The 20,768-nt window shown below is 73.1% G+C and carries 19 protein-coding genes and 1 tRNA gene; 4 read left to right on the top strand and 16 right to left on the bottom strand.

The genetic code is table 11. The annotated features are described in order from the left end of the window. Positions 1-30: 30 nt before the first annotated feature. The 8 genes from KMZ30_RS20165 to KMZ30_RS20130 form a co-directional block, all read right to left on the bottom strand. On the bottom strand, positions 31-1,689 hold the full coding sequence (locus tag KMZ30_RS20165; RefSeq protein WP_215511332.1) for an amidohydrolase: 1,659 nt from the start codon (positions 1,687-1,689) through the stop codon (positions 31-33). After that, complete coding sequence (locus KMZ30_RS20160) at positions 1,686-2,579, bottom strand: ABC transporter permease (protein WP_215511331.1); 894 nt, start codon at positions 2,577-2,579, stop codon at positions 1,686-1,688. Before KMZ30_RS20160 ends, KMZ30_RS20165 begins: the two co-directional genes overlap by 4 nt. Continuing rightward, the gene (locus KMZ30_RS20155; protein ID WP_308279537.1) at positions 2,576-3,511 is read right to left on the bottom strand and encodes an ABC transporter permease; all 936 of its coding nucleotides are present in this window, start codon (positions 3,509-3,511) and stop codon (positions 2,576-2,578) included. Before KMZ30_RS20155 ends, KMZ30_RS20160 begins: the two co-directional genes overlap by 4 nt. Next, on the bottom strand, positions 3,504-4,730 hold the full coding sequence (locus KMZ30_RS20150; protein WP_215511330.1) for a polyamine ABC transporter substrate-binding protein: 1,227 nt from the start codon (positions 4,728-4,730) through the stop codon (positions 3,504-3,506). Before KMZ30_RS20150 ends, KMZ30_RS20155 begins: the two co-directional genes overlap by 8 nt. 23 nt (positions 4,731-4,753) lie before the next feature. Further along, complete coding sequence (locus KMZ30_RS20145) at positions 4,754-5,917, bottom strand: ABC transporter ATP-binding protein (protein WP_215511329.1); 1,164 nt, start codon at positions 5,915-5,917, stop codon at positions 4,754-4,756. Between the two features lie 152 nt (positions 5,918-6,069). Next, the gene (gene leuS, locus KMZ30_RS20140; RefSeq protein ID WP_215511428.1) at positions 6,070-8,973 is read right to left on the bottom strand and encodes a leucine--tRNA ligase; all 2,904 of its coding nucleotides are present in this window, start codon (positions 8,971-8,973) and stop codon (positions 6,070-6,072) included. Positions 8,974-9,134: 161 nt separating this feature from the next. After that, complete coding sequence (locus tag KMZ30_RS20135; protein WP_215511328.1) at positions 9,135-9,599, bottom strand: DUF4396 domain-containing protein; 465 nt, start codon at positions 9,597-9,599, stop codon at positions 9,135-9,137. A gap of 34 nt (positions 9,600-9,633) precedes the next feature. After that, complete coding sequence (locus KMZ30_RS20130; RefSeq protein ID WP_215511327.1) at positions 9,634-10,266, bottom strand: lysoplasmalogenase; 633 nt, start codon at positions 10,264-10,266, stop codon at positions 9,634-9,636. A 427-nt stretch (positions 10,267-10,693) separates the two neighbouring features. Here KMZ30_RS20130 and KMZ30_RS20125 point away from each other — a divergent pair, with 427 nt between their 5' ends. Continuing rightward, on the top strand, positions 10,694-11,551 hold the full coding sequence (locus KMZ30_RS20125) for a MarR family winged helix-turn-helix transcriptional regulator (RefSeq protein WP_215511326.1): 858 nt from the start codon (positions 10,694-10,696) through the stop codon (positions 11,549-11,551). A gap of 15 nt (positions 11,552-11,566) precedes the next feature. Here KMZ30_RS20125 and KMZ30_RS20120 read toward each other — a convergent pair whose 3' ends face one another. Further along, complete coding sequence (locus KMZ30_RS20120; protein ID WP_308279536.1) at positions 11,567-13,039, bottom strand: flavin-containing monooxygenase; 1,473 nt, start codon at positions 13,037-13,039, stop codon at positions 11,567-11,569. 93 nt (positions 13,040-13,132) lie between these two features. Between KMZ30_RS20120 and KMZ30_RS20115 the strand changes: the two genes are divergently transcribed. Genes KMZ30_RS20115 through KMZ30_RS20105 form a run of 3 tightly spaced genes read left to right on the top strand, consistent with a single transcriptional unit; the run spans position 13,133 to position 15,386 of the window. After that, a complete protein-coding gene (locus KMZ30_RS20115) occupies positions 13,133-13,642 on the top strand; it encodes a glutathione peroxidase (RefSeq protein WP_215511325.1) in 510 nt (169 codons plus the stop codon). After that, entirely contained in the window at positions 13,639-14,784 is a 1,146-nt protein-coding gene (locus KMZ30_RS20110; RefSeq protein ID WP_215511324.1) for a metallophosphoesterase, read from the top strand. The genes KMZ30_RS20115 and KMZ30_RS20110 overlap by 4 nt, the downstream gene beginning before the upstream one ends. Further along, on the top strand, positions 14,781-15,386 hold the full coding sequence (locus KMZ30_RS20105; protein WP_215511323.1) for a DNA-3-methyladenine glycosylase I: 606 nt from the start codon (positions 14,781-14,783) through the stop codon (positions 15,384-15,386). Before KMZ30_RS20110 ends, KMZ30_RS20105 begins: the two co-directional genes overlap by 4 nt. Positions 15,387-15,485: 99 nt before the next feature. Here KMZ30_RS20105 and katG read toward each other — a convergent pair whose 3' ends face one another. The 7 genes from katG to KMZ30_RS20070 all read right to left on the bottom strand — a co-directional run bounded on the left by katG (position 15,486) and on the right by KMZ30_RS20070 (position 20,432). Further along, entirely contained in the window at positions 15,486-17,675 is a 2,190-nt protein-coding gene (gene katG / locus KMZ30_RS20100; protein ID WP_215511322.1) for a catalase/peroxidase HPI, read from the bottom strand. A 56-nt stretch (positions 17,676-17,731) separates the two neighbouring features. After that, a complete protein-coding gene (locus tag KMZ30_RS20095; RefSeq protein ID WP_215511321.1) occupies positions 17,732-18,163 on the bottom strand; it encodes a Fur family transcriptional regulator in 432 nt (143 codons plus the stop codon). 245 nt (positions 18,164-18,408) lie between these two features. Further along, positions 18,409-18,481: transfer RNA gene (locus KMZ30_RS20090), tRNA-Ala, on the bottom strand. A 67-nt stretch (positions 18,482-18,548) separates the two neighbouring features. Then, positions 18,549-19,208 carry a histidine phosphatase family protein gene (locus KMZ30_RS20085; protein ID WP_215511320.1) on the bottom strand — a complete coding sequence of 220 codons (660 nt, stop codon included), beginning with the start codon at positions 19,206-19,208 and terminating at the stop codon, positions 18,549-18,551. Then, positions 19,205-19,585, bottom strand: coding sequence for a ribosome silencing factor (gene rsfS / locus KMZ30_RS20080; protein ID WP_030528069.1), 381 nt, complete (start codon positions 19,583-19,585; stop codon positions 19,205-19,207). The genes KMZ30_RS20085 and rsfS overlap by 4 nt, the downstream gene beginning before the upstream one ends. Next, on the bottom strand, positions 19,582-20,166 hold the full coding sequence (gene nadD, locus KMZ30_RS20075; protein ID WP_256437909.1) for a nicotinate-nucleotide adenylyltransferase: 585 nt from the start codon (positions 20,164-20,166) through the stop codon (positions 19,582-19,584). The genes rsfS and nadD overlap by 4 nt, the downstream gene beginning before the upstream one ends. 11 nt (positions 20,167-20,177) lie before the next feature. Continuing rightward, entirely contained in the window at positions 20,178-20,432 is a 255-nt protein-coding gene (locus KMZ30_RS20070) for a hypothetical protein (protein WP_215511319.1), read from the bottom strand. Between the last annotated feature and the right edge of the window lie 336 nt (positions 20,433-20,768).

Raw genomic sequence — 20,768 nt, 5'->3', positions numbered from 1 at the left:
ACGTGGGACGGCCCGCCGCCCCCGGAGGTCTCAGGCGTCGTCCGCGGCGTGCACGCGCCGGCCGTCGACGAAGGTCTGCAGCACCCGCGTCGCCCCGATCTCCTCGGGCGGCCCGGCGAACGGGTCGCGGTCGAGGACGACGAGGTCGGCGAGCGCACCCTCCCGGATGCTGCCGGTCCCCTCGTGCCGGTTCACGAACGCCGAGCCGGCGGTGTACGCGGTGAGCGCGGTCGCGAGGTCGAGCCGCTGCTCGGGCAGGAACACCGGGTGCTCCGGCTCGCCCTCGCGGTGCGCCTCGGGGATCTGCCGGGTCACCGCGACGTGGATCGCGGCGAGCGGGTCGGCGGTCGAGACGGCCCAGTCGGAGCCCATCGCGAGCGTCGCGCCGGAGCGGTGCAGGTCGCCGAACGGGTACTGCCACGAGGTGCGCGGCTCGCCGAGGAAGGGGATGGTCAGCTCGACCATCTGCGCCTCGAGCGCGGCCCAGAAGGCCTGAAGGTTGGCGACGACCCCGAGCTCCCGGAAGCGTTGGACGTCGTCGGGGTGGATGACCTGGACGTGGGCGATGTGGTGGCGCGCGTCCCGGCGTCCGTTGGCGGCGATCGCCCCCTCGACGGCGTCGAGGCACTCGCGGACGGCGCGGTCGCCGATCGCGTGGAAGTGCAGCTGGAAGCCGGCGGCGTCGAGCTGCACCGCGGCGGGCATCAACGTCTCGACGGGCACGAACGAGATGCCCGAGTTGTCGGTGTACCGGCCGTGGCCGTCGCAGTACGGGTCGAGCATCGCGGCGGTGAAGTTCTCGGGCACGCCGTCTTGCATGATCTTGACGCTCGTCGCGCGGAACCGGTTCGTGGACAGGGCGCCCCGCCGTTCGATGATGTCGGGCACCTGCTCCAGCCCGGTGTTGCGGTCCCACCAGAGCGCCCCGACGACGCGGCCGGTCAGCCGCCCGGACTCGTCGGCCGCCCGGTACGCCCGCGCCGGGTTCCCGCCGTCTCCGTAGTCGCCGATGATCGCGTCCTGCCAGGCCGTCACGCCGAGCGCGTGCAGGTGCGCCTGGGCGCGCAGCAGCCCCTCGAGCCGCTCGTCGTCGGTCGTCTCCGGGGCGATGCCGCCGACGAGGGCCATCGCCCCCTCGTGCAGCGTGCCGGTCGGGTGGCCGTCGGCGTCGCGCTCGATGCGCCCGTCGCGCGGGTCGGGGGTGTCGCGGTCGATGCCGGCCCGCCGCAGCGCCGCCGACGACACCCACGCACCGTGCCCGTCGCGGTTGGGCAGGAAGGCCGGCCGGTCCCCCACGACGGCGTCGATGGCCGCCGCGGTCGGGGTGCCGCCGGGGAAGGCGGCCATCGACCAGCCGGCGCCCAGCACCCACTCCTCGTCGGGGTGCTCGCGCACGTAGCGGGCGATCCGCTCGAGGTAGGCGTCGGCGCTCGAGAGCTCGGTGAGGTCGCAGCGCAGCATGTCGACGCCGGCCCACACCGGGTGCACGTGCGCGTCCTGGAAGCCGGGCAGGAGCATCCGGCCGCGCAGGTCGACGTGCTCGGTCCTCGACGTCGCGAGGTCGAGCACCTCCTCGTGGCCGACGGCGACCACGCGCCCGTCGTCGACGGCGACGGCGGTCGGGCGCGAGCGCACCGCCCGCGACGTGAAGACCGGTCCGCCGGAGAAGACCATGTCGACCACGGTCATCCACCTCCCATGGTGCGTGCGATGTCGGTGGCCGAGTCGCCCGAGCGCCGGAGCACCCACGCGACGAGACCGAGGGCGAGCAGGGTGAGGACGAGCATCACCGTCGAGACGGCGGCGATCTCGGGGCGCAGGCCGGAGCGCAGCGCCGAGAGGACGTAGACCGGCCACGGCGTCGTGCCGGAGACCTGGACGAACGCCGAGACGATCGTGTTGTCCAGGCTGAGCGTGAACGACAGCAGGTAGCCCGCGAGGACGGCCGGCATCGCGAGCGGGACGGTGACCCGCCGGAAGGTGCGGCCCGGCGGCGCGTAGAGGTCGCCCGAGGCCTCCTCGAGCGACTCGTCCAGCCCGACGAGCCGGGCGCGGACGATGTACGCGACGACCGCGGTCGAGAAGAGCGAGTGGCCGACGACGAGCCGGACGATGCCGCCGTTGAACACCGTGAGCCCGGCGTCCGACCCGAGGTAGACCAGCCACGGCAGGAGCGAGACGGCGTCGACGATCTCGGGCGTCACCGAGACGAGCAGGAGCAGGCCGATGAACCACCACGTCCACCGCCCGGGCCGGCGCGCGAGGGCCACCCCGGCCATCGTCCCGAGCAGCGTCGCCAGCAGCGAGGACAGCACGGCCACCTGGAGCGACACGACGACGGCGCCGCGGACGGCCGGCCGGTCGACGAGGGCCCGGAAGGAGCCGAACCCGAAGTGGTCCCAGGCGATGAGGAGCCGGCCCTCGTTGAACGAGTAGACGACGACCACGACGATCGGCGCGAAGAGGAAGAGCAGGACGAGGACGCCGACGACGGTGAGGGCGCGGTCGGTCCACGAGCGCGGTCGGGGCGCGGGGGGCGGCGGGCCGTCGGGGCGGACCTCGCGGACCTCGGTGCTCACGCGACCTCCTCGAGGACGAGCCGGTGGCGGGCGCGCAGCGGCAGCCCGACGAGCCACACGAGCCCCGCGATGACGGCGACCGTCAGGGTGATGACGACGACGAGCACGACGGCCATCGCCGACCCGAGCGCCCAGTTCTGCGCGGTCTGGAACTGGCTGGCCACGAGCTGGCCGACCATGTTGCCCTTCGCGCCGCCGAGCACGGTCGCCGTCACGTAGTCGCCCATGAGCGGGATGAAGACGAGGACGGTCCCGGCGACGATGCCGGGGCGCGCCAGTGGCAGCGTGACCCGGGTGAAGGTGCGCCAGCGGTTCGCGCCGAGGTCCTTGCTCGCCTCGCGCAGCGACCCGCCGACCCGGTCGAACGCGACGAACAGCGGCAGGATCATCAGCGGGAGGTAGTTGTAGACGACGCCGATGAGCACGGCGGTGCGTGTGTAGAGGACGTCGAGCGGGCCGCCCGTCAGGTGCAGGGTCTGCAGCAGCTCCGAGAGCCAGCCCTGCGGGGCGAGGATGACCTGCCAGCCGATGGTGCGGACGAGGAAGTTGGTCCAGTACGGGACCATGACGAGCGCGATAAGCAGGCCCCGGCGCTGCGGCGGCGCCTTGACCGCCATCCAGTAAGCGGCCGGCATCCCGATGACGAGGCAGAGCAGGGTGCCGGCGACGCCCACCCACAGCGTGTTCTGGAACGTCGCGAAGAAGGTGGGCGACAACGCTTCCCGGTAGCGGTCCAGCGAGAGGACGTCGTTCGCGTGGGTGCCGAACAGGCCGGGCTTGTAGCCGAAGCTGAACCACACGACGGTGCCGATCGGCACGACGAAGAACAGCACGAGCCACAGGCCGGCCGGCAGCGCGAGGGCGAACCGCGGGGCGCGCAGCCGCCGGGTCGTCGGGGTCGGCGGCGGCGCGGCGAGGGCGCCGTCAGGCACCGGCCGCCGCCTTGGCCTTGTTCCAGATGTCGACCGTCCGCTGCTGGGCGTCGTTGACCTCACCGGTCTTCATCGTCGCGATCTGCTCGGGGGTGAAGAAGACCATGTCGAGCATCTCGAACCCGGCCTTCTTCGCGCTCTCCTCGATGTCCTTCGCGCCCGTGTGGTACCCGATGTAGTCGACGTTCTTCAGCTGGTTCTCGGGGGTCAGCACGTAGTCGATGAACGCGTGCGCCGCCTCGGGGTGCGGGGCGCCGGCGGCGATCGCCCAGTTGTCCATCCACAGCTCGGTCGTCGGCGAGCCGAGCACCCACTGCCACTTCTCGGGGTCCTTGCTGTTCTGGATGCCGATCCGCGCGTCGCCGTTCCAGCACTGCATGAGCCACTGCGTGCCCTGCGGGATGGCCTGGCCGCCGGGGTAGGAGTCGAAGGCCGCGACGTGCGGGGCAAGGGTCTCGACGACGAACTTCTCGGCGGCGTCGATCTGCGCGGAGTCGGTGGTGTTCCAGTCGATCCCGTTGGCCCAGTAGTAGATCCCGGTGATCTCGGCCGGGTCGTCGAGCAGCGAGACCTTGCCGCTCGCCTCCTTGGTCGCGCAGTCGGCGAAGTCGGTCCAGGTCTTCAGCTCGCGGGTGATCTTCGTGCGGTCGTAGACGAACCCGGTGGTCCCCCACGCCTTGCAGATCGAGTAGTTGTTGGCGGGGTCCCACGCCTGGCCGAGGAACTGCGGGTCCATGTGCTGCAGGTTGGGCACGAGCTCCTTGTTGATCGGCGCGAGGAGCCCGTTCTGCACCATCTGCGGGATGAACGCGCCGGTCGGCACGACGATGTCGTAGCCGCCGGTGCCCTTGCCCGCGACGAGCTTCGAGATCAGCTCCTCGTTGGATCCGAACGAGTCCGTGGTGATCGTCGGGCCCTTGTCCTTGGTGAACGCCTCGAGCACCTCGGGGGCGTCGTAGTCGCCCCACGAGTACATCGAGATCGAGCCCTCGAGCGCGCCGCCGGTCGCGACCTGGCTCGGCGGCGCCGCGGTGGGCACGGACGTGGCGTTGCCCCCGCCGCCGGTGCCGCCCCCTCCCCCGCCGCACGCGGAGAGCAGGCCGGCTCCCCCGGCGGCGGCGAGGCCGAGCAGCCCGCGGCGGGTCAGCTCGCGCCGGATGCGCGGCACGGCGGAGGTGTGGGCGAGGATGCGCAGGGGCTGCTGCTCGGGACGGCTCATCGGGGGTCTCCTCGTGGTCGGGCTCAGCCGGCGTGCCCGTCGGGCACGGAGGTCGGGGGCGGCGCCGAGTGCTCGCCGTCGTGCGGGAACAGGTGGACGTCGTCGGTCTCCCAGCGACACCACGCGGGGTCGCCGACGCCGAGACGGGGGGCCGCGGGGGTCGGCACGCGCACGAGCAGGGTGTGCCCGCGCCCGGCGTCGACGAGGAACTGCCGGGTCTCACCCTGGTGCGCGACGCCGATCACGGTGCCGCGCACCCGGTTCTCGCTCGTGCCGTCCGGCTCGCTGCTCGAGAGCCGGACGAGCTCGGGGCGGACGGCCACGCGCACGCGCTCCCCCGGCCGCACCGGTGCGCCCCGGGTCGAGCGGACCGGGCCGAGGTCGGTCTCGACCGCGCCGGCGTCGGCGACCCGTCCGTCGAGGAAGTTCTGCTGGCCGACGAAGCCCGCGACGTACGCCGAGACGGGCGTCGAGTAGATGGCGTCGGCGTCACCGAGCTGCTCGACGCGCCCCTCGCGCATGATGGCGATGCGGTCGCTCATCGACAGCGCCTCGCCCTGGTCGTGCGTGACGAAGACGAAGCTGATGCCGAGGCGCGACTGGAGCAGCTTGAGCTCGACCTGCATCTCCTCGCGCAGCTGGCGGTCGAGGGCGCCGAGCGGCTCGTCGAGAAGGAGGACGCTCGGCCGGTTGACCAGCGCCCGGGCGAGCGCGACGCGCTGTTGCTGCCCGCCGGAGAGCTGCGTCGGTCGGCGGTTGGCGTAGCCGCGCATCTGCACCATGTCGAGGGCCTCGGCGACCTGGCCGCGGATCTCCGCCTTGGGGGTGCGCTTCTGCTCGAGGCCGTAGGCGACGTTCTCGGCGACGGACATGTGCGGGAAGAGCGCGTAGGCCTGGAAGACGGTGTTGACCTGCCGGCGGTGCGGGGGCACACCGAGCACGCTGCGCCCGTCGACGAGGATGTCACCGGTGTCGGGGTGCTCGAAGCCGGCGATCATCCGCAGCGTCGTCGTCTTGCCGCAGCCCGACGGCCCGAGCAGCGAGAGGAACTCGCCGCGGCGCACCGTGAGCGTCAGGTCGTCGACCGCGGCGACGTCACCGTAGAGCTTGCTGACGCGGGTCAGCACGACGGCGTCGTGCGCGTCCGCGGAGGCGGGGGGTGCTGCGGTGGTCGCCGGTGTCGTCACGTGTCGTCGCTCCTCGCGCGGGTTCCGGCGATTCAACCGGACCCGACGTCGGTTCGCAACGGTTGCACGTGACGATCATGTTTCGATCCGTCGAGGGACCGCTGCGGCGCCACGGAATCCGCAGCGCCGGGGCGGTCCCCCGCCGACCGTGGTCAGGCGGGGACGACGTTGACGAGCTTCGGGGCGCGGACGATGACCGTGCGCACCCCGTTCTCGAGGCTCGCCTGCACCTTGGGGCTCGCGAGGGCGAGCTCGCGCAGGGCGTCCTCGGTGATGTCGCTCGGCACCTCGAGGCGGTCCTTGACCTTGCCGCGCACCTGGACGACGCAGGTCACCGTGTCGTCCACCAGCAGCGCCGGGTCGGCGACCGGGAACGGCTCGTGCGTCAGGGACTCGGTGTGCCCCAGCCGCATCCACAGCTCCTCGGCAAGGTGCGGGGCCATCGGGGCGACCATGAGCACGAGGGCCTCGGCGGCCGCGCGCGGCACACCGCCCTCGAGCTTGGTCAGCGCGTTGTTGAGCTCGGTCAGCCGCGCGATGGCCGTGTTGAAGCCGAGCGCCGCGTAGTCGGTGCGGACGGCGTCGATGGTCCGGTGCAGGACGCGGTTGGTCGCGTCGTCCGGCGCGGCGTCGGTGACGACGACCTCTCCGGTCTCCTCGTCGACGACGTTGCGCCACAGCCGCTGGAGGAAGCGCTGGCTGCCGACGACGGCCCGGGTGTCCCACGGCTTGCTCTGCTCGAGCGGGCCGAGACCCATCTCGTAGAGCCGGAAGGTGTCGGCGCCGTACATCTCGTACATCTCGTCCGGGCTGACCATGTTCTTCAGCGACTTGCCGATCTTCCCGAACTCGCGGGTGACCGGCTCGCCGTTCCAGGTGAAGGTGCCGTCGGGGCCCTCGACGACCTCCTTGGCCTCGACCGGCTGGTCGCGCGCGTCGCGGTACGCCGGCGCCTGGATGTAGCCCTGCGCGAAGTACGTGCGGAACGGCTCGCTCGAGCGCAGGTGGCCGAGGTCGTGGAGGACCTTGTGCCAGAAGCGGGCGTAGAGCAGGTGCAGCACCGCGTGCTCGACGCCGCCGACGTAGAGGTCGACGCCGCCGGGGTCACGCGTGCCGGCCGGGGCGCCCGCGACCGGGGTGTCGCGCGGGCCCATCCAGTAGTCCTCGTTGGCGGGGTCGACGAGCGCGTCGCCGTTGGCCGGGTCGAGGTAGCGCAGGTAGTACCAGCACGATCCGGCCCACTGCGGCATGACGTTCGTGTCGCGGCGGAAGCGTCGGGTGCCGCGGCCGTCGCCGAGGTCGAGCTCGACCTCGACCCACTCCGTGTCGCGCGCCAGCGGCGGCTCGGGCTCGCTGTCGGCGTCGTCCGGGTCGTAGACCTTCGGCGAGTAGTCCGGCACGTCCGGCAGCTCGACGGGCAGCTGGTCCGCGGGCACGCCGTACGCGATGCCGTCCTCGTCGAAGAGCACGGGGAACGGCTCGCCCCAGTAGCGCTGGCGCGCGAAGAGCCAGTCGCGCAGCTTGTAGGTGACCGCGCCGCGGCCGTACCCCTTCTCCTCCAGCCAGGCCGTCATCCGCTCCTTGGCGTCGGCCACGCCGAGGCCGTCGAGGCTGATCTCGTCGTTGGCGGAGTTCGTCGCCGGGCCGTCGCCGGTGTACGCGGTCGACTCGTCGTGGTCCACCGGCGGCTGCACCGTCCGGACGATGGGCAGCTCGTAGGTGGTCGCGAAGTCCCAGTCGCGCTCGTCCTGCGCGGGCACGGCCATGATCGCGCCGGTGCCGTAGCCCATGAGGACGTAGTCCGCGACGAAGACCGGCACGCTGGCGCCGTTGACCGGGTTGATGGCGTACCCGCCGGTGAAGACACCGGTCTTGGTCTTGCCCTCGGCCTGGCGCTCGAGGTCGGTCTTCGCACCGGCCTCGGCGCGGTAGGCGGCGACCGCCTCGGCGGGGGTGGCGTGCCCGCCGGTCCAGGCGTCGCGGGTGTCCTCGGGCCAGCCGTCGGCCGGGACGAGGGTGTCGACGAGGGGGTGCTCGGGGGCGAGCACCATGAAGGTCGCGCCGAAGAGGGTGTCGGGTCGGGTCGTGAACACCTCGATTCCCTGCGCGTCCGGGGCGGTCTCGACCGGGAAGGTCACGTGGGCGCCCTGGCTGCGGCCGATCCAGTTGCGCTGCATCGTCTTGACCTTCTCGGGCCACTCGACGCCATCGAGGTCGTCCGCGAGCCGGTCGGCGTACTCGGTGATACGCATGACCCACTGGCGCAGCTGGCGCTTGAAGACCGGGTAGTTGCCACGGTCGGAGCGGCCCTCGTTCGTGACCTCTTCGTTGGCCAGCACCGTGCCGAGTCCGGGGCACCAGTTGACGGTGGCCTCGACCGACTGCACGAGGCGCTGGGCGTCGAGCAGCTCGGCGCGCTCGGTGTGCGAGAGGTCGTCCCAGCCGCGGCCGTCGTCGGCGGGCAGCGGGCGGGTGCCGTCGCGGTACTCGGCGACGAGCTCGTCGATGGGGCGGGCGCGGCCGGTGCCGCCGTCCTCGCGGGGGGCGTCGTGGTCGTACCAGGAGTTGAAGATCTGCAGGAAGATCCACTGCGTCCAGCGGTAGTAGTCCGGGTCGATCGTCCGGATCGCGCGGCGGTCGTCGTGCCCGAGGCCGAGGCGGCGCAGCTGGCGCGCCATGATGACGATGTTCTCCTCGGTGGTCTTGCGGGGGTGCTGCCCCGTCTGGACCGCGTACTGCTCGGCGGGCAGGCCGAAGGCGTCGTAGCCGAGGCAGTGCAGGACGTTCTTCCCGAGCATCCGGTTGTAGCGCGCGAAGACGTCGGTGGCGATGTAGCCCAGCGGGTGGCCGACGTGCAGGCCGGCGCCGCTCGGGTAGGGGAACATGTCGAGGACGAGGAGGTGGCCGCCCTCGTAGCCGGCGACGGCGTCCGGCTCGGCCCACGGGCCGGCCGGGTTGGGCGCGTGGAAGGTGCCACGCTCGGCCCAGCGGTCCTGCCAGGCGACCTCGATGCGGCCGGCCAGCTCGGCGGTGTAGCGGTGCGGGGTGTCGCTCATCTCGTCCTCGTCGTCGTCGTGTCCTGCGGCCATGAAAAAACCCCTCGCACAGGAGGGGTCGCCGCGCGGGCCGGGTGGGCCGCGCGGCTACGGAAGGAGCAGGAGCCTCGGCACGCGCTCAGGGTACCGCAGGGCGGTGGGCGGCTGCCGGGACGCCCGGGTCAGTGCATCGCGTGGACGACGGCGTGGCCGCGGCCGCGGCTCATCAGCCAGCGGTTGACCGGGACCGTGACGACGAAGGCCAGCGCGAGCGACCCGGCGAGCGAGACCCAGAACAGGACGGTGCCGAGGCCGGCGTCCATCGCGCCGGGGACGAGGACCATCGCGCCGTTGTCGATGACCTCCATGACGAGGATGGAGACGGTGTCGGCGGCGAAGGCCACGCCGAGGGCGGCGCCGAGCGCGAGACCGGCGGCGCGGACCGAGCGGACGGTCAGGGCGTAGCCGGTGGCGAACGCGAGGACGACGGAGAGGATCACGACCGCGCCGGTGCCGAGGCCGAAGGCGGTGCCGATGACCATCCCGGCGACCTCGCCGATGGCGCAGCCCGTGAGGCAGTGCAGCGTCGCGGAGGCCGCGTCGCCCCAGGTGGTCGGGCCGTGGTGGGCGTGCGCGTGGGTGCTCATGGTCGCGACAACGTGATACCCCCCGAGGGTATTCCTAAACGAGGATCCCGGCCACGATGAGCGCCTGCGCCAGGTGGTAGGTGACGATGACGGCGAGGCGCGCCCCGGGGCGAGGGGTGACGAACCGGTCGAGCGCGAGCAGGGTGTCGCTGACGACGAAGAGCGTGACGCCCGCGGCGACGAGCGGGCTGCCAGTGGCCCATCCCGTCACCGCCATCGCCGCGATGACCGCCATGTAGACGCCGACCGCGGCGCCGAGCCCCGCTCCCCCGTCGCGCGTCGCGGCGGGGAGGATGCGGCGGCCGGCCACGAGCGCGACGGCGACGGTGGCGGCGCCGGCCGCGGCGAGCGCGGGGTGGTCGAGGCCGTCGCGGACGAAGGCGAGGACGTACGCGAGGTGGCCGACGAGGAAGGCCGCGAGGCCCGCGACGAAGCGTGGCTCGGAGTCGCCGAGGAGGAGCACGTCGCCGACCCCGCCGAGGACGAGCGCGACGAGCAGGGCCGGGCCGGCGGGGTGGTCGAGGGCGCCGCCCGCGAGCGCGACGGCCACGAGGCCGACCATCACCGCCGGCTTGGCCCACCGCTCGAGGTCGTGGCGCCGCGTCGCGACCGCCCACCAGTCGGCGAGCGCGACGACGGCGGTGAGGACGGCGGCGACGGCGAGCACGGCCGCATCCTGCCAGCGGAGGGGCGGGCCGGCGGGCAGCGGAACCCCGGACCGGCCGGTCGCCGATCCTGAGAGCCGCCGGTCGACAGGTGCTGTCCCAGCCTCCTGCCTCTCCGGAAGGTTTTCCTTCCACCCCGCAAGGTTTCCCTTCCACCCACAAGCGTGTGGTTGCGCCGCGGAAGGTCTCCCTTCCCCCCGGCAAGGTTTCCCTGCACCCGCCAAGGTTTCCCTTCCGCTGCGGGGGGATGTGGTTGCGGGAGGAAGCACGTGGTTGCGGCGGCAAGGTAAACCTTCCGCGGTGGCAGGAGGCTGGGAGAGCACCTGTCGACCGGTCGCTCTCAGGATCGCGGGGCCTGTGGATGACGTCCGCGGCGACCGGGGCCGGGCGGGCAGGATCGGAGTCGTCCCCACGGAACGGAGGAGACCGATGGACGAGCCAGGTCCGACCGAGGTCGGCGCGACCGAGGCCGACGCCAGCAAGGCCGACGCCAGCGAGGCCGGCGCCAGCAAGGCCGACGCCAGCGAGGCCGGCGCGAACGAGGCCGACGCGGGCGGGCAACCCGCAGGACCGCCTCCGACGAGCGAGCCGCCCACGACATCACCGCCCGCACTCGACGTCGCAGAACCCGGGCCACCGACGCCCGCCCCGGGTGCTGCCCGGGGCCGCCTGTCGTGGACGACGCGCCGGGGCATCCCGCCCGAGGACACCGCCGAGCACGCCCCCTGGCTGCGCCTGCACGAGCACCTCGCGCTGCGCCACGGCGTCCGGGCCGACGGCCCCCGACGCTGGGAGCGCCCGGACGCCGAGGACGCGCTCCACCTCCCGGCCCTGCTGCGCCAGGCGAGCGCCCAGCTCGACCGCGACCTCGCCCGGCTCCTCGAGGAGATCTCCCCGGTCCTCACCCCCGAGGGCTTCGACGCCCTCCGCCGGGTGGTCGCCAAACCCTCGGACGGGGTCAACCTCGCCGAGTACCTCGGGCGCTCCGAGGCCGCCGTCAGCCGCCTCCTCACCACCTTCACCGCCCACGGCCTCGTGCGTCGCGAGCCGGGATGGCGCGACTTCCGCACCCGCCGCACCGTCGCAACCGACGAGGGCCGACGGCTGGTGGCCCGCGTCGAGCCGGACGTCGAGAAGCTCCTGGACGCCGCGCTCATCGCCCTCGAGGACGACGAGCGCCACCACCTGCGTGTGCTCCTGCGCGAGCTCGCCGACCGCCCGATCAAGCGGCCGGCCCGCCGCCCCCGCCGGACGCCGCGCACCCGCCCGGCCCCGGACGCCGCCTGACGACGGGACGTGATCTCAGCGCGTCTCGAGCACCCCGTCGTCGAGGCGCCCCCAGCGGGTCGTCGCGACGTCGTACACGTAGCTCTGCACGACCCGCCACGGACGGCGCGACCCCTGCCGCGGCAGTAGGTGCGCCCCGCGGCGCACGTATCCCGAGGTCAGGTCGAGCAGCGGCCGGTCCTCCCCGCCGGAGCCGTCCCACCGCGGCACCGCGACCGTCCGCCCCCGGTCCGCGAGGTGCGCGAGCAGCTGACACATCCATCGGGCGGTGAGGTCGGCACGCAGCGTCCAGCTGGCGTTCGTGTAGCCCACGGCCAGGAAGAGATTGGGCACGTCCGAGAGCATGCAGCCCTTGTAGACGTGGCGCGACGGCACGTCGACGGCCTCCCCGTCGACGAACAGCTCCGCTCCCCCGGCGAGCTCCAGCCGCAGCCCGGTCGCGGTGACGACGACGTCGGCCGGCAGCACCCGGCCGTCCCCGGTCCGCACGCCCTCCGGCACGAACGCGTCGACGGTCGAGGTGACGACCTCGGCCCGCTCCCCCGACAGCACGTCGAGCAGGTCCCCGTCGGGCGCGACGCACACGCGCTGGTCCCACGGGTCGTAACGCGGCGAGAAGTGCGTGTCGACGTCGTACCCGGCGGGCAGCCGATCCTGCAACCGCTTGCGCAGGACCTTCCGCCCGGCCGTCGGCCACCGCCGCAGCGCCTGGTAGCTGAGCGTCGACAGCGCGACGTTCTTGCCCCGCACGAGGTGGTGCGCCGCCCGCGCCGGCAGCACGCGGCGCGCGACATCGGCCACCCGGTCCGCGCCCGGCAGCGCGGCGATATAGCTCGGGCTGCGCTGGAGCATCGTCACGTGCGCCGCGCCCTGCTCGACGAGCGCCGGCACGAGCGTGATGGCCGTCGCGCCGCTGCCGATGACGACGAAGCGCCGGCCCTCGACCGGCATCCCCGCGGGCCAGTGCTGCGGGTGCACGACCTCCCCACCGAACGAGTCCTGGCCCGGGAACTCGACGACGTGCCCGGAGTCGTACGCGTAGTAGCCCGTCGCCAGGTGCACGAACCGCGCGCGGTGCTCGAGCACCTCCCCGTCGGCCCGGCGCGCGGTGACCGTCCACCGCTCCTCGTCCGAGGACCACGCCAGTTGCGTCACCCGCTGCCCGAGGTGCGTCCGCTCGGTCACGCCGTACTCGTCGGCCGTCGCGCGTACGTACTCGAGGATCTCGGACGCCGGCGCGATCGAGCTGCGACCGCGCCACGGCCGGAACGGGAAGCCGAGCGTGTACATGTCCGAGTCCGACCGGATGCCGGGGTAGCGGAAGAGGTCCCACGTGCCCCCGGTCGCCTCGCGCGCCTCGAGCACCGCCCAGGTCAGCTCGGGCCGCTCGGTCGCCAGCCGGCACGCGGCGTCGATGCCGGAGATGCCGGCGCCGACGACCAGCACGTCGACGTCGAGCGGGGGCGGTCGCATCGGGTCCGAGGGCACCCGTTCAGGCTAGGCCCGCCCACCGCGCACCGGACGTCGAGGGTTGCCGTGCACCCCGGATCGGGGTCAGGGACGCGTGCGACGATGAACGGCATGACCACCCTCTCCGACTTCACCGCCACCACGCTCACCGGCGAGGAGCGCCCCCTGTCGACGTACGCCGGCGACGTCGTGCTCGTCGTCAACACCGCGAGCAAGTGCGGATTCACCCCCCAGTACGCCGGCCTCGAGAACCTCTACGAGGAGCTCAAGGACGAGGGCTTCGTCGTGCTCGGCTTCCCGTGCAACCAGTTCGGGTCGCAGGAGCCCGGCAGCGCGGACGAGATCGGCGAGTTCTGCCAGATGAACTACGGCGTCTCCTTCCCGATGTTCGGCAAGGTCGACGTCAACGGTGACGACGCGCACCCGCTCTTCGAGTGGCTGAAGTCCGAGAAGAAGGGCCTGCTCGGCGGGCGGATCAAGTGGAACTTCACGAAGTTCCTCGTCGCCCGGGACGGCACCGTCGTCAAGCGCTACGCCCCGAACACCGAGCCGGCCGACCTCGCCGGTGACGTCCGCGCCGCCCTCGCCGCCCCCGCCCCGGCGTCCCCGGACGGCGCATGAGCGCCCTCGCGGCGCTCGTCCCGATCGTCGTCCTCGGAGGCTTCCTCGCCTTCGTCTGGCACCGCCTGGCCATCGCCCCACGCTGGGGCCGGCGCTGGGTCCCGTGGCTCCTCGCCCTCGTGCTCGCGGCCCTCGTCGCGGCGGTACTGGAGCAGTTCGACGTCTGGGGCGGCGCCTGGAGCGCGGCGACGATGCGGCCGGTCGCCTGGACCGGGGCCGCGTTCCTCGCGACGTGTCTCTACCTCTTCCTCGGCCTCGTGCCGGTGGCCCTCGTCAGCGGCGCCATCTGGCTGCTGCGGTGGCGCCACGACCACGGGCGCGACGCGCGGCGCCGGTTCAACCGGGTCGCCGCCCCGCTCGTCGCCGCCCTCGCCGTCGGCCTGACCGGCTACGGCGCCTGGGAGGCCTCACGCCCCTCGGCCACGGCCTTCGAGGTCGCCTCCCCCGAGCTGCCCGCCCAGCTCGACGGGGCGAAGGTGGCGCTGCTCACCGACCTGCACGCCGGCGCCGTCCGCAGCGCCGGGTTCACCCGCCGGGTCGTCGACCTCGTCAACGCCCAGCGGCCGGACGTCGTCGTCATCGCCGGTGACCTCGTCGACGGCACCGCGGCGCGCTATCGCCAGGAGATCGCCCCGCTGGCCGACCTCGAGGCCCCGCTCGGCGTGTACGTGACGACCGGCAACCACGAGATGTACCGCGACACCGCCAACTGGGTCGACGAGTTCCGGCGTCTCGGCCTGACCGTCCTCGCCAACGAGCACACGACGCTCGAGCGCGACGGGGCGTCGATCACCCTCGCCGGCGTCCACGACTACTCGGGCACCGGGCCGTTCACACCCGACCCCGACGCCGCCCTCTCGGGGGTCGACGCCGCCGGCTTCACCCTCTACGCGGCGCACCAGCCGCGGCAGGCGTTCGCCGTCGAGGGCCGCGGGGTCGACCTCCAGCTGTCCGGGCACACCCACGGCGGGCAGCTGTGGCCGATCCGCTACCTCGTGCCGCTCCAGCAGCCGATGGTCGACGGCGAGGCGACGGTCGCCGGGACGCGGGTCATCACCTCGCGCGGCGCCGGCGCGTGGGGGCCGGCCGTCCGGGTGCTCGCGCCGCCGGAGGTGCCGATCATCACGCTGAGGCGCTCGTGAGCGACGCCGGCACGGTCGTCGGCGACGACGGGCTCGCGCGCCCCGTGTGGGCCGCGACCGACCCGCTGCTGCAGCACTACTACGACACCGAGTGGGGCATGCCGGTGCGCGACGAGCGCGGGCTCTTCGAGCGCCTCTCGCTCGAGGCGTTCCAGTCGGGGCTGTCGTGGGCGACCATCCTGCGCAAGCGGCCGGCCTTCCGGGCTGCGTTCGACGGCTTCGACCCCGAGGCGGTCGCCCGGTACGGCGACGACGACGTCGCCCGGCTGATGGCCGACGCGGGCATCGTCCGCAACCGCGCCAAGGTGTTCGCGACGATCACGAACGCGCGCGCGACGCTCGACCTGCGCGACGACCCCGACGGCGACCTCGCCCGCTTCGTCTGGTCGTTCCGGCCGGCCGACACCCCCCGCCCGCAGACCCCCGCCGAGGTGCCCACGAGCTCGCCGGAGTCCCTCGCCCTCTCGAAGGCGCTGAAGCGCAAGGGGTTCACCTTCGTCGGCCCGACGACGATGTACGCGCTCATGGAGGCCGTCGGCATCGTCGACACCCACCTGCTCGGCAGCCACCGGCGCGGCACGAGCGGAGTCTGGCCGGGCTGACCGACCTCCGCACCACGCACGACCGCGGCCCGGCCCTCCGTGCAGGAGGACCTGGCCGCGGCGTTCGTGCAGGACCCCGTGGGGGGTCAGCGGTGCAGGTCAGCGGTGCAGGTCGAAGCGGTCGTTCTCCATGACCTGGACCCACGCGCCGACGAAGTCGTCGACGAAGCGCTGCTCGCCGTCGGCGCTGCCGTAGACCTCGGCGATGGCCCGCAGCTGCGGGTGCGAGCCGAGCACGAGCTCGACCGCGGTCGCCTGGCGGCCGTCGCTGCTGTCGTAGACGTTCGCGGTGTCGCGCGAGGTGCTCCACGTGACACCCGGCTCGAGGACGGACGCGAGGACGTCGTTGGTCAGCTGCCCGGGACGCCGGGTCAGCACGCCCACCGAGGTGTTGCCGTACGTCGCCCCGATGGCGCGCAGGCCACCGACGAGCGCGACCATCTGCGGCGCCGAGAGCCCGAGGACGTTCGCGCGGTCGAGCAGCAGCCCCTCCGGCGCGATCTTCTCCTCGTGGCGCAGGTAGCCGCGGAAGCCGTCGGCACGCGGCTCGAGGTAGGAGTACGACTCGACGTCGGTCATCTCCTGCGTCGCGTCGGTGCGGCCCGGCGTGAACGGCACGGTGAGCTCGCGGCCCGCGTCGCGCGCCGCCTTCTCGATGCCGGCGGAGCCGCCGAGCACGATGAGGTCGGCGAGCGAGACGGTGCGCCCGCCCTTGCCGTCGAAGTCGCTCTTGACGCGACCGAGGACCTCGAGCACCGAGGCGAGCTCGGCCGGCTCGTTGACCTCCCACGAGCGCGCCGGCTCGAGGGCGATGCGGGCACCGTTGGCGCCGCCGCGCATGTCGGTCTTGCGGAACGAGGCCGCGGAGGCCCACGCCGTCTTGACCAGCTGCTGCACGGTGAGGCCGGAGGCGAGCAGGGCGTCCTTGAGCTCGGCGACGTCACCGTCGGTCAGCGCCTCGCCGGTCGCGGCGGGCACCGGGTCCTGCCACGGCTGGGCCTCGGGCACCCACGGGCCGAGGAAGCGGTCGACCGGACCCATGTCGCGGTGGAGCAGCTTGTACCAGGCCTTGGCGAAGGCGAGGCGGAACTCCTCGAAGTTCTCGTGGAAGCGCCGCGAGATCTTCTCGTACTCCGGGTCGAAGCGCAGCGACAGGTCGGTCGTGAGCATCGTCGGCTTGCGCCGCGCGGGCGTGCCGTCGGGGTCCGGGACCGAGTTGTCGGCGTCCTTGGCCTCCCACTGCCACGCACCGGCCGGGCTCTTGACGAGCTCCCACTCGTAGCCGAAGAGGTTGTCGAAGTACAGGTTCGACCACTCCGTCGGCTTCTGGGTCCACGTGACCTCGAGGCCCGAGGTGATGGCGTCCATGCCCTTGCCGGAGCCGTACTCGCTCTTCCAGCCCAGGCCCATCGCGTGCACGGGGCAGCCGTTGGGCTCCGTACCGACGAGGTCGGGGTCGCCCGCGCCGTGGGTCTTGCCGAAGGTGTGGCCGCCGGCGATGAGCGCGACGGTCTCCTCGTCGTTCATCGCCATCCGCTTGAACGTCTCGCGGATGTCGCGGGCCGCCTTGACCGGGTCGGGCTCGCCGTTGGGGCCCTCCGGGTTGACGTAGATGAGGCCCATCTGGACCGCGCCGAGGGGGTTGGAGAGCTCGCGGTCGCCGCTGTAGCGCTCGTCGCCGAGCCAGGTGTCCTCGGTGCCCCAGTTGACCTCCTCGGGCTCCCAGACGTCGGTGCGGCCGAAGGCGAAGCCGAAGGTCTCGAAGCCCATGTCCTCGAGCGCGACGTTGCCGGCGAGGACGAGCAGGTCGGCCCAGGAGACGGCCTGGCCGTACTTCTGCTTGACCGGCCACAGCAGGCGGCGGGCCTTGTCGAGGTTGGCGTTGTCCGGCCAGGAGTTCAGCGGCGCGAAGCGCTGCTGGCCGCGCCCGCCACCACCGCGGCCGTCCTCGACCCGGTAGGTGCCGGCGGCGTGCCAGCTCATCCGGATGAAGAGCGGGCCGTAGTGCCCGTAGTCGGCCGGCCACCAGTCCTGCGAGGTGCGCATGACCTGGACGAGGTCGGCCTTGAGCGCGTCGACGTCGAGACCGGCGAAGGCCTGCGCGTAGTCGAAGTCGGCGCCGAGCGGGTTGCCCTTCGGGCTGTTGGTGTGCAGGACCGAGAGGTCGAGCAGGTTGGGCCACCAGTCCTGGTTGGTGCGGGGGGCGCCCTTCTTGGGGGTGGGCGCGTCGATCGCCGGGTTCTCGCTCTCGCTGCCCTGCGCGGTCACGCCCTGCTGCTGGTCGGTCACGTCAGTCCATCTCCTGTTTCGGTGGGTGGTGCTGGTGCGGGTCGGGTGGTCGGGGGTCAGGCGGGCCGGGCCGCGGCGCACTCGGGGCAGGTGCCCCAGTAGACGACCTCGGCCTCGTCGATCGCGAAGCCGTGGTCGTCGGCGGCGGTGAGGCACGGGGCCTCGCCGACGGCGCAGTCGACGTCGGCGACGGTGCCGCAGGTGCGACACACGACGTGGTGGTGGTTGTCGCCGACCCGCGCCTCGTAGCGGGCGACCGAGCCGGCGGGCTGGAAGGCGCGCACGAGCCGGGCCTGGGTCAGCGCGTGAAGCGAGTCGTAGACGGCCTGGTGCGACACGGCGGGCAGCGGCTCGCGCACGGCCCGCAGGATGGTGCCGGTGTCGGCGTGCGGGTGGGCGTGCACGGCGGCGAGGACCTCGAGCCGCGGCCGGGTGACCCGCAGGCCGGCGTCGCGGAGCATCCCGGGGAGGTCCACGTCGGCTGCCATGCGTGCCACCCTGCCGACTTTTCCTGAACGTGTCAAGACAAGCGCGTTCCGCTCCGGGGAACGCTCCGCGTCCGGCGGATGAACCCGGCCGGAGACGCAGGAACGGGCCGGCATGTCGCCGGCCCGTTCCTGGTTCCACTGGTGGAGCTGAGGGGACCCCGTCGCTCGCTCCTCCTCGAATCACTCCGTTCGATCGCACGACAAAGGGCCCGGCGGAAAAGCGTGCCGGGCCCTACGTCGTGCGGTGGAGCTGAGGGGATTCGAACCCCTGACCCCCTCCATGCCATGGAGGTGCGCTACCAACTGCGCTACAGCCCCGAGTGGGTGTTCCCCCGAGGGGGCGTCGTGAAGTTTACAGACGCGGTGCCCCACTCCCAAATCGGCCTCACGGGGGCGAGGTCCCGGGCCGCGACGGCGCCCCGGAGGAGGCGTTCCAGGCCTGCAGCCGCCACCCCCGGCGGCCCTCGACGAGCTCGGCCCAGTGGCAGTTGCCGAGCGAGCCGAGCACCCGCCAGGCGAGCTCCTGCTCGAGCCCGAGCAGCCACGCGACGGCCGCCCGGCCGGCGGCGCCGTGGGTCGAGACGACGACGCACTCCCCCGCCGCCATCGAGCCGACGAGCGCCTGCAGGCCCTCGCCGACGCGCGCGACGACGTCGGCCATCGACTCGCCGTCGCCGCCGCGGGGGACGTCCTCGCCGCGCAGGACGGCGGCGCGCTCCTCCGGCCAGCGCTCGGTGACCTGGGCGTTGGTCAGCCCCTGCCACGCGCCGGCGTGGATCTCGCGGAAGCGGGCGTCCTCGACGAGCGGGACGCCGCACGCGCGCGCGACGCTCTCGCCGGTGCGCCGGGCGCGCTGGAGGTCGGAGGTGACGACGCGCGAGGGACGCAGCGGCGCGAGGGCCGGGCCCACGGCGGCCGCCTGCTGCTCGCCGAGCTCCGAGAGGGGGCTGTCGAGCTGCCCCTGCCAGATGCCGGCGGCGTTGTGGGTCGTCTCACCGTGCCGCAGCACGACGAGCCGGCGCGGGCCGAGCCCGTCCGGGCTCACCGGCCGCCCTGCTCGGTGCCGACGACACCGAGGTCGAGGGCGGGGCAGTCGCGCCAGAGGCGCTCGAGCTCGTAGAACTCGCGCTCCTCGTCGTGCTGGACGTGGACGACGATGTCGCCGAAGTCGATGAGGACCCAGCGGCCCTCGCGCTGGCCCTCGCGGCGGATCGGCTTGACGCCACGCTCGCGCAGGACGTCCTCGACCTCGTCGACGATCGAGCCGACCTGCCGCTCGGACTCGGCGGAGACGATGACGAAGACGTCGGTCAGCGCGAGCTGCTCGGAGACGTCGATGCCGGAGATGGTGGTCGCGAGCTTGTCGGAGGCCGCGGTGGCGGCCGCCTTCGCGAGCTCGAGCGAACGGTCGGACGCGGTCACGGTGCTCCTCGGTAGAGGTGGTACTTGCTGATGTACTGGACGACGCCGTCGGGGACGAGGTACCAGACCGGCTGGCCGGCCCGGACCCGGTCCCGGCAGTCGGTGGAGGAGATGGCCATGGCGGGCACCTCCTGGAGGGTGACGCGCTCCCCCGGCAGCCCCAGCTCGCTGAGGACGTACCCGGGGCGCGTGACGCCGACGAAGTGGGCGAGCTCGAAGAGCTCGTCCGCGTCCTTCCACGACAGGATCTGGGCCAGGGCGTCGGCGCCGGTGATGAAGAACAGCTCGGCGTCGGGGCGCTGGGCCCGTAGGTCACGGAGGGTGTCGACGGTGTAGGTGGGTCCCTCGCGGTCGATGTCGACGCGGGAGACGGTGAAGCCGGGGTTCGACGCGGTCGCCACGACGGTCATGAGGTAGCGGTGCTCGGCGGGCGAGACCTCCCGCGCGTCCTTCTGCCAAGGCTGGCCGGTGGGGACGAAGACGACCTCGTCGAGGCCGAGGAGCGTCTGGACCTCGGAGGCGGCGACGAGGTGGCCGTGGTGGACGGGATCGAACGTCCCGCCCATCACCCCGAGGCGCACCGGGCGGTCGCTCAGTGGTGCCCCGGGTGCTCGGGCCAGTGCGTGTCCTCGTGCGCGCCGGCGTCGCCGGTGGCCGTGCGGCTGCCGGCGGGGGTGCCGTCGCCGTACTCGGGGCAGGCGTACTTGTTGTGCGTCCCGCGGAAGGACCAGGTGACCCCGAGGAGGAAGGCGAAGGTGAGCAGCGCGATGATCCCGATCATCCACGGCGGGATGGGGAGCTCACGGTGGGCTTCCTCGGCGGCGATCAGGAACGCGGTGCTCGACATGGGGGACAGCGTACCGTCCCCGTTGTCCACGGATTTCGTCCACAGGGGTGTGCACGAGCGGCGCTCCCCGCACCGCCGCCTGTGGACGACGGGGCCGCGGGGTGGGACGCCGACGGAAAGGCCGGCGAAGCGGTTGCACACCCACCCGTCCGGGGACTAGAACAGTCGCACGCCCCTTCGGCGGCCGAGGTCCGGCAAGGCCATCGGTCCGAGGTCGTCCCGGGGGTGGGTCGATCGGATAACGGCACGCCGTTCCCGGTCCGGGTCCGCCCGGTCCGGAACATCCGGACCTCTCGGGGGACGGATGCCGCGCGCGACGGCGCGGGTGCTGCGGCC

Source organism: Phycicoccus mangrovi (assembly GCF_018729305.1).
Classification (GTDB): domain Bacteria; phylum Actinomycetota; class Actinomycetes; order Actinomycetales; family Dermatophilaceae; genus Phycicoccus; species Phycicoccus jejuensis.
This window is presented reverse-complemented; position numbering and strand designations above follow the sequence as displayed.

Coding starts and splice junctions, on each gene's coding strand:
- KMZ30_RS20165 (WP_215511332.1), bottom strand. CDS start 1,689: ATGACCGTGGTCGACATGGTCTTCTCCGGCGGACCGGTCTTCACGTCG.
- KMZ30_RS20150 (WP_215511330.1), bottom strand. CDS start 4,730: ATGAGCCGTCCCGAGCAGCAGCCCCTGCGCATCCTCGCCCACACCTCC.
- leuS (WP_215511428.1), bottom strand. CDS start 8,973: ATGAGCGACACCCCGCACCGCTACACCGCCGAGCTGGCCGGCCGCATC.
- KMZ30_RS20135 (WP_215511328.1), bottom strand. CDS start 9,599: ATGAGCACCCACGCGCACGCCCACCACGGCCCGACCACCTGGGGCGAC.
- KMZ30_RS20125 (WP_215511326.1), top strand. CDS start 10,694: ATGGACGAGCCAGGTCCGACCGAGGTCGGCGCGACCGAGGCCGACGCC.
- KMZ30_RS20115 (WP_215511325.1), top strand. CDS start 13,133: ATGACCACCCTCTCCGACTTCACCGCCACCACGCTCACCGGCGAGGAG.
- KMZ30_RS20110 (WP_215511324.1), top strand. CDS start 13,639: ATGAGCGCCCTCGCGGCGCTCGTCCCGATCGTCGTCCTCGGAGGCTTC.
- KMZ30_RS20095 (WP_215511321.1), bottom strand. CDS start 18,163: ATGGCAGCCGACGTGGACCTCCCCGGGATGCTCCGCGACGCCGGCCTG.
- KMZ30_RS20070 (WP_215511319.1), bottom strand. CDS start 20,432: ATGTCGAGCACCGCGTTCCTGATCGCCGCCGAGGAAGCCCACCGTGAG.